Raw genomic sequence first — 13,267 nt, forward strand, 5'->3', positions numbered from 1 at the left:
AGAGAGTAGCATCATGAAAATATGTATACATCACTTTATTTTTTAATAGATACTCATAAATTAATTTCTATTTAACTGTTTCAATTTGCATTCAATTTAAAATGACTTATTTAGTATTTTTAACGAGCTATTTCATTCACCAAAAAAAGAATATTATTTGGCATCATTCAATCTGCCATTACTTATTTATACATTTTTACTCCGCTCATTATTCTTGTGCGTCAGGATGTATTGACCGGAACGTCAACGTTCCTTGAGGTCAAAAGCCGGTCATCGAAGACGTCGTACAAAAACGGCAAAGGTGTCGCGCAACAGGAGGATTCTGTCCCAGGCTCGTCGCGCGGAGAGCGGAAGACGAAAGATGAAAGATGAAAGATGAAAGATGAAAGACACCCTGCGAGCGCAATAGGCCGAGTGAAGAGGAGCCAATCAGGAAGCAATACAGCATGCGGAGACTCACGGCTTTTGAGGGTCATGTCCCAAAGGGCGTCGTCGCTGAAACTATCGTAATGAACATGTAGGGAGTCTCGGAACGTCATCAGGCATCGCGACAGCGAGAATAGTCGTGCCTCTTTTCCCTGCCGCTGAATGCGCCTTTCATGGGGGGCAGTGATGGGATGAAAACCCTGACGCACGACGAGGTTTTCGCACCACAGTCAGGGACTCAAAATACGTCGCGGTGGAGGGAGGACGTCGGCAAAATAATGCCTTGTATCTTGGGAAAAAATGCGAAATATATCCGTTATTTTTAAGGAATATTATCCACCACAGAAAGATACCTTCATTTCCCGTTCGCCGAGGCAAGGTGACGTTTCGTGCGAAAAAACCACCCATACGCTGTTGTTATTTTAGCAAAACCGAAGCTAACGCCTTCAGCTTACAGCCTTTTTTTTCATCGAAAAGCGCTTGCCAACGTCCTATTTATTCTAACAGGAATAAATATTGAAAAATCGCAAAATCGCGGGAGAAAAAATATATTTCAAATCACCATCAATAAATTGAACAAATACCATTTAAAGCGCTGATTTTAATGCGTTTTTTATTTGTTTAATATTGTTAATGGTTTTGAAATCCAGATATTTAATGACGATAATTTGCGGTATAAAAACAGGTAAGAAAATCGAAAATAAGGAGGGGGTCGAAATTACACAATCCGGCCTTAGGGGTTGTCTCAAATTATTATTATGGTAGGGTGTACGGCTGTTTTATCGTTACCAGGGCAGATCTATAGCGCATAACATCAAAGCAATATCGTCACTATAGGAACTAACCAATTTCATGGCAATTAAACTTGAAGTAAAAAATCTCTACAAAATATTTGGCGAACATACTGACCGTGCATTCAAGCTGATGGACAAGGGCTTGAATAAAGATCAGGTGTTTGAAAAGACCGGACTCACGGTCGGTGTCGAAAACGCCAATCTGGCCATTGAAGAAGGCGAGATATTTGTCATCATGGGATTATCCGGGTCAGGAAAATCCACGCTAGTACGCCTTCTCAATCGTCTGATAGAACCCACGCGCGGTCAGGTGCTGATCGACGGCGAAGATATCGCCCGAATCTCGGACAGCGCCCTGCGTGAAGTTCGCCGCAAAAAAATCAGTATGGTGTTTCAGTCGTTCGCGCTGATGCCCCATCTGAACATCCTCGACAATACCGCGTTCGGTATGGATCTGGCGGGTATCCCCAAAGCAGAGCGGGAGCAGAAGGCGCACGACGCCCTGCAGCAGGTCGGACTGGAAGCCTATGCGGCCTCCTACCCTGACGAGCTGTCCGGCGGGATGCGTCAGCGTGTGGGCCTGGCCCGCGCACTGGCTAACGACCCGGACATCCTGCTGATGGATGAAGCGTTCTCGGCGCTCGACCCCCTGATTCGTACCGAAATGCAGGATGAGCTGGTCAAGCTGCAGTCTCGTCAACAGCGCACCATCGTGTTCATTTCCCATGACCTCGACGAGGCCATGCGTATCGGCGACCGTATCGCCATCATGCGCAACGGTGAAGTGATTCAGGTTGGCACGCCGGACGAGATTCTGAACAATCCGGCCAACGACTATGTGCGTACCTTCTTCCGCGGCGTCGACATCAGCCAGGTGTTCAGCGCCAAAGATATCGCGCGCCGTCGCCCGGTCGCCATCATCCGTAAATCTCCCGGCGTGGGGCCGCGTTCCGCGCTGGCCATTTTGCAGGAAGAGGACCGGGAGTTCGGCTATGTGCTGGAACGCGGCCAGAAATTCATCGGTATCGTCTCTATCGAATCGCTGAAAGAGGCCCACAAGAAGCAACTGCCGCTGGACGAGGCGTTACTGTCCGAACCGTCTCCGGTTCCCGCCGACATGCCGCTCAACGAGCTGATCTCCCTCGTGGCACAGGCTCCCTGCGCCATACCGGTCGTCGGTGAAAATAATGAGTACATGGGCATCATCTCCAAAGGGATGCTGCTGCAGGCACTGGATAAAGAGGGCTCTCTGAATGACTGATGCGACTAATCCGTGGGAAACCACCACAACCGCTGAACAAGCCGCGCAGCAACCGGCCGCGGCGCCGCAGGCCGATCCCTGGGGTGCAGCGCCTGCCCCGACCGATGGCGGCGGCGCTGACGCCTGGGGCAACGCCGCTCCACCCGCAGGCGGCACCGATGTTCCCGCCGGGAGCACCGACTGGCTCAGCAGCGCGCCGGCGCCGGAACCCGAGCACTTTAGCCTGCTCGATCCGTTCAAACATACGCTGATCCCGCTGGATAGCTGGGTAACGCGCGGCATCGACTGGCTGGTGATGCACTTCCGCCCGGTGTTCCAGGGCGTGCGCGTACCGGTCGATATTATCCTGAACGCGTTCCAGCAGCTGCTGATGGGGATGCCTGCTCCGGTCGCCATCATCGTGTTCTCGCTGCTGGCCTGGCAGGTCTCTAGCTTCGGCATGGGGATGGCGGCATTTATCTCCCTGATCGTGATCGGCGCTATCGGCGCATGGTCTCAGGCGATGGTGACACTGTCTCTGGTGTTGACCGCCCTGTTCTTCTGCGTCCTGATCGGCCTTCCCATGGGGATTTGGCTGGCGCGCAGCGAGCGGGCCGCGAAGATTATCCGACCTCTGCTGGATGCGATGCAGACAACGCCTGCGTTCGTCTATCTGGTGCCGATCGTTATGTTGTTCGGGATCGGTAACGTACCGGGCGTGGTGGTCACCATTATCTTTGCGCTGCCGCCTATGGTCCGTCTGACCATTCTGGGGATACGTCAGGTTCCCGCCGATCTGCTGGAAGCCGCGGAGTCGTTCGGCGCCAGCCCGCGTCAGATGCTGTTTAAAGTTCAGCTGCCGCTGGCGATGCCGACCATCATGGCCGGGGTCAACCAAACGCTGATGCTGGCGCTGTCGATGGTGGTTATCGCCTCCATGATCGCCGTCGGCGGTCTGGGACAGATGGTACTGCGCGGTATCGGTCGACTCGATATGGGACAGGCTGCAATCGGCGGCGTTGGGATCGTCATTCTGGCCATCATCCTTGACCGTCTGACCCAGTCTCTGGGCCGCGACAAGCGCAGCCGTAACAATCAGCGCTGGTTCAACAGTGGTCCTATCGGTCTGCTGGCCCGTCCTTTCATCAAGTCTTAATGCTCTGACTTTCGTGACCGGCTCCGGTCGGTCACATCAAGATAAATAATCATAATGACAGGGGACGCCACGTGTCCCCGACACCAACAAGAGGAATTCTTATGCGTAAAACAGGCATAATGTCGTTTGCCCTGACCGCCGTACTTAGTACCTCTCTCGCGGCAGCCGAACTTCCGGGGAAAGGCGTTACCGTACAGCCGATTCAGAGCACGCTGACGGAAGAGACCTTCCAGACAGCGCTGGTGAACAAAGCGTTGGAAAAACTGGGCTACGACGTCCAGCCGACGCGTGAAGTGGACTACAACGTCGCTTACACCTCTATCGCCGCTGGCGACGCGACCTTTATGGCCGTTAACTGGGATCCGCTGCAGAGCGACCAGTACAAATCCGCAGGCGGCGACGCCAAATTCTTCCGTCAGGGTATCTATGTCTCCGGCGCGGCTCAGGGTTACCTGATCGACAAGAAAACGGCGGAGCAGTACAAGATCACCAACATCGCTCAGCTGAAAGATCCTAAAATCGCCAAGCTGTTCGATACCAATGACGATGGCAAAGCCGATCTGACCGGTTGTAACCCAGGCTGGGGTTGCGAAGCGGCGATCAATAACCATCTGAAAGCCTACGGCCTGACGCCGACGGTGGAACACAATCAGGGTAACTACGCGGCGATGATCGCCGACACCATTACCCGTTTCCACGAAGGTAAACCGATCCTGTACTACACCTGGACACCATACTGGGTCAGCAATGTGCTGGTGCCAGGACGCGATGTGGTTTGGCTGCAGGTTCCTTTCTCCTCCCAGCCGGGAGAGATGAAAGGCGTTAGCACCAAGCTGCCTAACGGCGCCGACTACGGCTTCCCGGTGAACAACATCCGCATCGCGGCCAACAAGGCGTGGGCAGAGAAGAACCCGGCGGCGGCCAAGCTGTTCTCCAGCATGTGGTTGCCGGTTGCCGATGTGAATGCGCAGAACCAGCGTATGCACGCCGGTGAGTCATCTGAAGAGGCGATCGCGCGTCACGTTGACGGTTGGATCAAATCCCACCAGAAACAGTTTGACGCGTGGGTTGACTCCGCACGCGCCGCTGCGAAGTAAATTGTTCTTTGGAGCGCCTGCCCCGTCAGGCGCTCTTCTTCCCCCGATTCCCACCGGCTTTTTCGCGACATATCCGCCCCTTTCAATCCTTTTCTGACGTTTTAACGACCTTATCATTCCCACTGGCGTCATCGTGACAGCAATACCTCACGCTGGAATGATTACACGTGAAATTGACTCAAAGGGTGGTATCAATGGGGGATCTGTCCGATACTACCAACCTATAGCCTTAACAAATAGTTAACCATTTCATGAACACCGCCATACCACGAACCCAAACGTTAAGCCCTGCGCTAACTCTCTTGATGTCCGCCGCAACCGGCCTGATGGTGGCGAGCAACTACTACGCTCAGCCCCTGCTGGATGCCATCGCCAATGCGTTCATGCTTTCCCCCAATCAGGCGGGTTTTATCGTCACCGCAGCCCAGTTGGGCTATGCCGTGGGCCTGCTTCTGCTGGTGCCGCTGGGCGATATGCTGGAGCGCCGAGGATTGATTGTGGGCATGAGCCTACTGTCCGCCGCAGGCATGCTGATTACCGCATCGTCGTCGTCGCTGTGGGTCATGATACTCGGCACGGCACTGACCGGGATGTTCTCCGTCGCCGCGCAGGTTTTGGTGCCGCTGGCCGCGACGCTGGCCTCGCCGGAAACCCGGGGTAAAGTGGTCGGGACCGTGATGAGCGGCCTGCTGCTGGGGATATTGCTGGCCCGTACGTTGGCGGGCGCGCTGGCGTCGCTGGGCGGATGGCGACTGGTTTACTGGGTCGCGAGCGTTCTGATGATCGCCCTCTCTCTGCTGTTGTGGCGGGCTTTGCCTCGTTACAAACAAGACAATCAGCTGAATTATCCGCAACTGCTGTCTTCGATTTTCCATCTCATGGTCACGTACAAGCCGCTGCGCATTCGTTCCATTTTGGGCGGCCTGACCTTCGCAAACTTCAGCATCCTGTGGACCTCGATGGCGTTTCTGCTGTCCGCGCCGCCGTATCGCTACTCCGAGGGCGTGATTGGCCTGTTTGGATTAGTCGGCGCAGCAGGCGCGCTGGCCGCTACGCGTGCCGGACGCCTGGCGGACCACGGCCATGCCAAAATGGTCACGACCGTCGGCCTTGCCGTGCTGGTGCTGTCGTGGCTGCCCATCGCCGCAGGCGTTCATTCCATCCTGCTATTGCTGATTGGGATTCTGGCATTGGATCTGACGGTTCAGGGCGTGCATGTCACCAATCAGAGCATTATCTACCGCGACATGCCTGAAGCCCGTAATCGGATTACCTCCGGTTATATGACCGCCTATTTTATCGGCGGGGCGCTGGGCTCGATGTTATCCGCCACCATGTTTCAGTACTTCGGCTGGCTGGGCGTTTCCATTGCGGGTTTCCTAACTAGCCTCACCGCCCTGCTGGTCTGGTGGTATAATAGAAACGACGTTTCTTAAATCTGACAGCCCCTATCGGACCTCTTTACCCGGTAGGGGATTTCGGCGAATGCCCTTCTTTAGGAAATTTTTTCTTTTTTTTATCAAAAAATTAATTGTATGAAATTGGAATAAAACACATAAAAATCAACACAATATTTATTTAAGTGCTTTCATCCTCCCGCTTTTTTTACTTCTTTTGGTACTTTCCGTCATTTACCCAAGTAATAACCTGCGTTACTATACAGAAAGTGATTAATGAGGTTGACATAAATGGAAAGTTCGTTTGCACCAATAGAAAGTATGCTGCGCATGCGCGCCACTCGCCATCCCGACTTCCCGTATAAGGAAGTTACGATGCTTCGTCTGTTTCTACATTTGCAGACAAAAATACTTGAACACCGTAATCGAATGCTGAAGGAACAGAACATCAATGAGACGCTGTTCATGGCATTGCTTACGCTTGAATCTCAAGAGTCTTATAGCATTCAGCCTTCCGAGCTCAGCGCCGCGCTCGGTTCATCACGCACCAACGCCACGCGTATTGCGGATGAACTGGAAAAACGCGGTTGGATTGAGCGCCGGGAAAGTGAAAGCGACCGACGTTGTCTGCACTTGTTCATGACGGAAAAAGGGAAGGCTTTTTTGAATGAGTTACTCCCGCCGCAACACTTTAGTCTACATCAGCTATGCTCTGTCTTGGATGACGAAGAGCAGCTCGAGTTGGAAACCTTGATGCGTAAGCTATTGGGACGCCTCGACGAAATCGAGAAAGGCATGCCGATCTAGTCTTTCACCATCATCATAAGTCAGCTCCATGCCGCCCCACACTGACATTTACCGACACCAGGCGGACATTCTCGCGACTTGCACATCCTTACGCGCAAGGAATGACGAGACGTTCTCAGTGTGGAGCTGGCACGGGCTGTCTATTTATCGCAGCCAGAGCGTTCGCGACACCACCCTCACATCGCCGTATGGCAATTACCCATTAAATAATGAGAAGTACATTAGGGGAAACCATGAGCTCCACTGTGGAAACATCTGCACCGCAACCTGTTAAAAAAAATAAAACCCATCGGAAACGCATCTTAACGCTATTAACTCTTTTGTTTTTATTCCTGGGCTGCCTGTGGCTCGCCTATTGGTTCCTGGTTTTACGCCATCACCAGGAAACCGATGATGCTTATGTCGCAGGTAACCAGATCCAGATTATGTCGCAGGTCGCCGGTAGCGTGACCAGCGTCAACGTCGACAGCACGGACTTCGTCAGAAAAGGCGATGTGTTGGTCGAACTCGACCCGACCGATGCCCAACAGACCTACGAACGTGCGCAAACCTCGCTGGCCAATAGCGTGCGTCAGGTTCATCAGCTAATTATCAATAGTCGTCAGTATCAGGCGAATATCGCGCTCCAGCAGACGGCGCTTAACCAAGCGGTCAGCGATTTGAATCGCCGGGAAACGCTGGGCAAAGTCAACGCCATCGGGCGCGAAGATGTGCAGCATGCGCGCGATGCCGTCGCCAGCGCACAGGCGTCGCTGGATGTCGCCAAGCAACAATTCGCCGCCAATCAGGCGCTGATTCTCAACACGCCGTTGGAAAAGCAACCGGCGATACAGCAGAGTGCCGCCGATTTGCGTGACGCCTGGCTGGCGTTGCAGCGTACGCACATTGTGAGCCCGGTAGATGGCTATGTTTCACGCCGCAGCGTACAGGTTGGCGCCCGGATTGCTTCTACATCGGCTCTGATGGTGGTCGTTCCCGCCAAAGGCCTATGGGTAGACGCCAATTTCAAGGAAACACAGTTAGCCAATATGCGTATCGGCCAGCCCGCCACCCTCGTCAGCGATCTTTATGGCGATGATGTAGTTTATAAAGGCAAGGTTGTCGGTCTGGATATGGGAACCGGCAGCGCCTTTTCTCTTCTGCCAGCCCAGAATGCCACCGGCAACTGGATTAAGGTCGTCCAGCGTCTTCCCGTCCGCGTAGAGCTCGATCCGCAAGAGCTGGCGGATCACCCTCTGCGCATTGGTCTGTCAATGCTGGTCAATGTCGATACCGCCAATGCGGACGGCAAAGTCTTATCTGACATACCGCGAAGCGAACCCGCCTACCAGAGCGATGCGCTGGAGCTGGATATGGCGCCGGTCAATCAGACTATCGACGAGATTATCCGTGCTAACGCAGGCTAAGCATGAGGGATAAACACGTGCAGAAGAAACCGCTAGAGGGAATACAGCTGGCCTTGTTGACCATCGCGCTCGCGTTGGCCACCTTCATGCAGGTACTGGATTCCACCATCGCCAACGTGGCGATCCCAACGATTGCCGGCAACCTGGGGTCATCCAACTCTCAGGGCACCTGGGTAATTACCTCTTTCGGGGTGGCGAACGCCATTTCAATTCCGATTACCGGCTGGCTGGCGAAGCGCTTTGGCGAAGTTCGCCTTTTCGTCTGGGCCACGGGACTGTTTGCACTGATGTCCTGGCTGTGCGGTATCTCCAACAGCCTGGAGATGTTGATCTTCTTCCGTGTCCTGCAAGGACTGGTCGCAGGCCCGATCATCCCACTGTCGCAAAGCCTGCTGTTGAACAACTATCCTCCGGCGAAACGCAGTATTGCCCTGTCGCTCTGGTCGATGACCGTCGTCGTCGCGCCGATTTTTGGTCCGATACTCGGCGGTTGGATCAGCGACAACTACCATTGGGGATGGATCTTCTTCATCAATATTCCGCTGGGCGTGCTGGTGGTAGTCCTGACGCTGCAGCTGCTGCGCGGACGTGAGACTGCGGTCACGATCAGGCCGATAGACTCTATCGGTCTGGTGTTGCTGGTGTTGGGCGTGGGTTGCCTGCAAATGATGCTTGATCGCGGGAAGGAGCTGGACTGGTTTAACTCCACTGAGATCATCATGCTATGCGTCGTCGCAGTGATAGCGCTAGTGTTCCTTGTGGTGTGGGAGCTGACGGACGATAATCCGGTCGTCGACCTCTCCCTGTTTAAATCCCGTAACTTCACCATTGGCTGCTTGTGTACCAGCCTGGCGTTTATGTTCTATTTCGGCGCTATCGTTCTTATGCCGCAGCTGTTGCAGGAAGTTTATGGGTACACCGCCACCTGGGCAGGATTGGCCTCGGCCCCCGTCGGACTGATGCCTGTGCTGTTGTCGCCGATCATCGGTCGCTTCGCGCCGCGACTGGATATGCGCTATCTGGTCAGCTTCAGCTTTGTGATGTACGCCGTCTGCTTCTATTGGCGAACCTATACCTTTGAACCGGGCATGGACTTCGCCGCTTCGGCCTGGCCTCAGTTCGTACAAGGATTTGCGGTGGCGTGCTTCTTTATGCCGCTGACGACGATTACCTTATCTGGGCTCGGGCCAGAGCGGTTGGCGGCAGCATCCAGTTTGTTCAACTTCTCGCGTACTCTCGCGGGCTCCATCGGAACATCGCTGACAACCACGCTTTGGGAGCGGCGAGAAGCGCTACATCACGCTCAGTTGACGGAGTCTGTGTCGCCTTATAATCCCATTGCACAGCAGATCTATCAGCAAATGGAGGCGTTAGGGCTTACACAGCAACAGGTTTCTTCTTATCTTGCCCAACAAATTACCGGGCAAGGCCTGATCATTGCTGCAAACGAGATCTTTTGGGCCGCAGCGGCAATCTTTATCGCGCTGATTGTTTTGGTGTGGTTCGCTCGTCCTCCTTTTGGCAGTGCCGGAGGTGGTGGCGCGCACTAAGCCAGCCGCAGCGTTTGATTACCGTGCCGTCCTCTTGGGGACGGCATTTTTATCTTTGACTTAGAGAGACGGTACCCAACTCGCAATCCGGCGTTAACCACTCCGTTTAACCTTCTATTTCACCGTCACTTCATCCTCTAATCCGCCTTGGCCTACAGCATCCTTCCTCTCTATAGCAGCTTTACGCACTTCGTTATGTCGAACCTAGAAATGAGCAAAAACGAAACCACCACAGAACAAACCCCTAAAAAGAACTCATTTAAACGCTAAAAAGCAAAACAAAAAACCACAAAGTCGCCATTTGAAAACAATAAGCCCGAATCAGTTAAAATTATCAAATTAGCATTGAACGCCAGAAATATACTGTATATAGTATCAGCACTGTACAGACATACAGTAAAACAAATCACTCACTTTTACAGGAGATACACCATGGCCATTCGTAAAGAACTGAAAGCCACCCCCGCTTACAAACCGACAATCTGGACTCGTGCCGATGCGTTGAAAGTCACGTTCGACGATCCGACGACGACTCAGCCTGTGGTCAGTGCCGACTTTAAAACCATGAGCGACGACGTATTCATCTGGGATACCATGCCGCTGCGTGATATTAACGGTCACACTGTGTCCGTCGATGGCTGGTCAGTCATTTTCACCCTCACCGCGGATCGTCAAGAAGACAACCCGGCTTACCAGGATGAAAACGGCAACTACAACATCTCTCTCGACTGGAACGACCGCCACGGTCGCGCAAAGATCTGCTACTGGTTCTCACGCAACAGTAAAGATTGGACCTTCGGTGGCCGCATGATGGCTGAAGGCGTTTCTCCTACCACTCGCGAATGGGCTGGTTCTCCCATCCTGCTGAATGAAAAAGGCGATATCGCATTCTACTACACTGCGGTGACTCCTGGCTCAACCGTATCCAAAGTACGTGGTCGCGTTGTCACGACGTCCACCGGTGTGGAAATGGTCGGCTTCAACAAAGTATTCAGCCTGTTCGACGCCGATGGCGCGATTTACCAGACTGAAGAACAGAACCAGTACTGGGCCTTCCGTGACCCATGGCCGTTCCGTGACCCGAAAAGCGGCAAGCTGTACATGCTGTTCGAAGGTAACGTGGCTGGTGAACGTGGCTCTCATGTCGTCGGTGATGACGAACTGGGTGATGTACCGCCGGGTTACGAAGAAGTGGGTGGCTCACGCTACCAGACGGGTTGTATCGGTATTGCTGTTGCGCTGGATGAAGATGGCGATCAATGGGAACTGTTACCGCCGCTGGTTACCGCTGTTGGCGTCAACGATCAGACCGAACGTCCTCACTTCGTGTTCCAGGACGACCAGTACTACCTGATGACCATCAGCCACACGTTTACCTATGCTGACGGCCTGACCGGTCCGGATGGTGTTTACGGCTTCCTGAGCGACGAGTTGTTCGGCCAGTATGAGCCGATGAACGGTTCTGGTCTGGTTCTGGGTAACCCTTCCAGCCAGCCTTACCAGACCTATTCTCACTATGTCATGCCTAACGGCCTGGTAACGTCCTTCATCGACAGCGTGCCTACCGATGTGGAAACAACGGGTATGGAATATCGTATTGGTGGGACTGAAGCACCGACCGTGAAGATCAAACTCATCGGTTCTCGTAGCTTCGTCGTTGAAGAACTGGATTACGGCTACATTCCGCCGGAACTGGATGTGAAAACGCTGTAAAGAATGACCCACTCATGTGGGCCATGCTCAGCACTTCGATGTTGACCGGCACCTAGCCATGCCCGGCGAGGGTGCCAAAAAAGAAGGCCAGTCAGGTGACACTGACTGGCCTTTACTATATCACGCTTAAAAACAGGATGTCACCGTTCAGCCTTGATTCTGACGCCACCATTCCGCCAGCAGGATACCGGTCGCAACGGAAATATTCAGGCTCTCGACCTTGCCGGTTCCGTCGATAGACACCTTCACGCCGCCTTGTTCCCAGGCTCCGTCGGTCAAACCATCACCCTCCTCACCTAAAACGATTACCGTTTTGGCGGGTAATTTGGCTCCCGATAAAGGTGTGCCTTTGTGACTGGACGTAGTGACGATGGTGTACCCAGCACGTCGGAATTCCTCCAACGCATCGATCAACCCTTCAGTACTGATGGCTTTCACATGTTCAGCACCACCTTCTGCCGTACGCACTGCCGCGCCGGACTCCAGTATCGCTGCATCACGGACTAAAACGCCACGCACGCCGAAATGCGCACAGCTACGAATAATCCCACCCAAATTATGCGGGTTACCCACTTCTTCTAGTGCCAAAACACAGTCTTTCTCGCCAGCTTCACTCAGGTAATCTTTCACCTCAGTGCCACGGCGCTTCTTGATCAGGAAGCAGACGCCGCCATGATGATCAGTGCCGGAGGCTTTGGTCAGCTCTTCGTCATCGACAACATGATAGGCCTTGCGGTTTGCCGCCATCCAACGCAGCGCATCGCGAAAACGCGGAGTGACTTCTTGCAAAAACCAGGCTCGTACAATTGATTCAGGACGGCTTTTGAACAGCGCTTGACAGGCATTTTCACCGTAGACACGAGTCTCTTCTGCCCGCTGGCGGCGCAACTGCGCAGGATCTAACTGACTTTTACCCACAATACCGCCGTGGTCAGGCGCGGCATCTGGACTACGTGAAACGGTTTTCCAGGGAGAATCGTACTCACCTGCCGCTTCTCGACGAGCTGGGCGTTCTTCCTGACGCTTTTCTCCGCGCCATTTTGAGCCCTCTTCACGACCGCCGCCATCGCGCGACGCGGGGGCGCGTTTATCACGCGGTTTTTTATCCCGACTGTCGCCGCTCGGACGTCGCGTATCCGACGAACGTGAATTCTTATCCTTTTTATCGTCCTCATCACTGCTGCGGACGTACATAACGCGGACCTTGCCGCCTTTCCCACTGAATGAATCGCTCATCTTTTTCTCCACCTACGCGCTCGCCGCGAAGAGTACCTTATGTACCCTCGCTTAGCTACCGACCGATACATAAAAGTCAGGAACTATTGTAGCCATTGAGTAAACCACGTTGTTCCGTCAGGTTCCGGTCACGATACTGAAGCCACACTCAACATCGCCGCCAGCTAGCGTTCTAACGCGCACGTGGCGGTGACGTTCAACAGCTCGCTGACCCATGTTAGTCCTTTGATTATTGAGGCCTTGTTATGAATACGGTTTGTGCATCGTGCCACACTACTAACCGCCTGGCGGAAACGCGCATTGAAGATAACGCCACCTGCGGACGTTGCGGGGAGACGCTATTCAAAGGAGAAGTGATCAACGCCACGGCCAAAACGCTTGATAAGTTACTTCAAGACGAACTTCCCGTCGTTATTGATTTCTGGGCGCCATGGTGCGGCCCGTG

At 53.7% G+C, this 13,267-nt stretch carries 10 protein-coding genes; 9 read left to right on the forward strand and 1 reads right to left on the reverse strand.

The annotated features are described in order from the left end of the window. Positions 1-1,278 precede the first annotated feature (1,278 nt). The 8 genes from proV to Q7O77_RS07535 all read left to right on the forward strand — a co-directional run bounded on the left by proV (position 1,279) and on the right by Q7O77_RS07535 (position 11,586). Positions 1,279-2,481: a glycine betaine/L-proline ABC transporter ATP-binding protein ProV gene (gene proV / locus Q7O77_RS07500; protein WP_304165123.1), complete on the forward strand. Its 1,203-nt coding sequence runs from the start codon at positions 1,279-1,281 to the stop codon at positions 2,479-2,481. Continuing rightward, positions 2,474-3,616 (forward strand): glycine betaine/L-proline ABC transporter permease ProW, encoded by a 1,143-nt coding sequence (proW, locus tag Q7O77_RS07505; RefSeq protein WP_304165126.1) that lies wholly within the window; start codon positions 2,474-2,476, stop codon positions 3,614-3,616. The genes proV and proW overlap by 8 nt, the downstream gene beginning before the upstream one ends. Positions 3,617-3,717: 101 nt before the next feature. Then, positions 3,718-4,713 carry a glycine betaine/L-proline ABC transporter substrate-binding protein ProX gene (gene proX / locus Q7O77_RS07510; RefSeq protein ID WP_304165128.1) on the forward strand — a complete coding sequence of 332 codons (996 nt, stop codon included), beginning with the start codon at positions 3,718-3,720 and terminating at the stop codon, positions 4,711-4,713. A gap of 251 nt (positions 4,714-4,964) precedes the next feature. Continuing rightward, positions 4,965-6,149 carry an MFS transporter gene (locus tag Q7O77_RS07515; RefSeq protein ID WP_304165130.1) on the forward strand — a complete coding sequence of 395 codons (1,185 nt, stop codon included), beginning with the start codon at positions 4,965-4,967 and terminating at the stop codon, positions 6,147-6,149. A 252-nt stretch (positions 6,150-6,401) separates the two neighbouring features. After that, positions 6,402-6,917, forward strand: coding sequence for a transcriptional repressor MprA (gene mprA / locus Q7O77_RS07520; RefSeq protein WP_085653427.1), 516 nt, complete (start codon positions 6,402-6,404; stop codon positions 6,915-6,917). A 233-nt stretch (positions 6,918-7,150) separates the two neighbouring features. Then, the gene (emrA, locus tag Q7O77_RS07525; protein ID WP_304165135.1) at positions 7,151-8,323 is read left to right on the forward strand and encodes a multidrug efflux MFS transporter periplasmic adaptor subunit EmrA; all 1,173 of its coding nucleotides are present in this window, start codon (positions 7,151-7,153) and stop codon (positions 8,321-8,323) included. Positions 8,324-8,340: 17 nt separating this feature from the next. Further along, positions 8,341-9,873, forward strand: coding sequence for a multidrug efflux MFS transporter permease subunit EmrB (gene emrB, locus Q7O77_RS07530; RefSeq protein WP_304165138.1), 1,533 nt, complete (start codon positions 8,341-8,343; stop codon positions 9,871-9,873). A 432-nt stretch (positions 9,874-10,305) separates the two neighbouring features. Further along, entirely contained in the window at positions 10,306-11,586 is a 1,281-nt protein-coding gene (locus tag Q7O77_RS07535; protein ID WP_304165140.1) for a glycoside hydrolase family 68 protein, read from the forward strand. A 147-nt stretch (positions 11,587-11,733) separates the two neighbouring features. On the opposite strand, the gene Q7O77_RS07540 is transcribed toward Q7O77_RS07535, so the two are convergent. Then, a complete protein-coding gene (locus Q7O77_RS07540; RefSeq protein WP_304165143.1) occupies positions 11,734-12,822 on the reverse strand; it encodes a tRNA/rRNA methyltransferase in 1,089 nt (362 codons plus the stop codon). Between the two features lie 245 nt (positions 12,823-13,067). On the opposite strand from Q7O77_RS07540, the gene Q7O77_RS07545 reads away from it, so the two are divergent. Beyond that, the coding region (locus Q7O77_RS07545) for a thioredoxin domain-containing protein (RefSeq protein ID WP_304165144.1) at positions 13,068-13,267 on the forward strand (200 nt) is incomplete at its 3' end.

The organism is Lonsdalea britannica (genome assembly GCF_946477055.1).
Classification (GTDB): Bacteria; Pseudomonadota; Gammaproteobacteria; order Enterobacterales; family Enterobacteriaceae; genus Lonsdalea; species Lonsdalea britannica_A.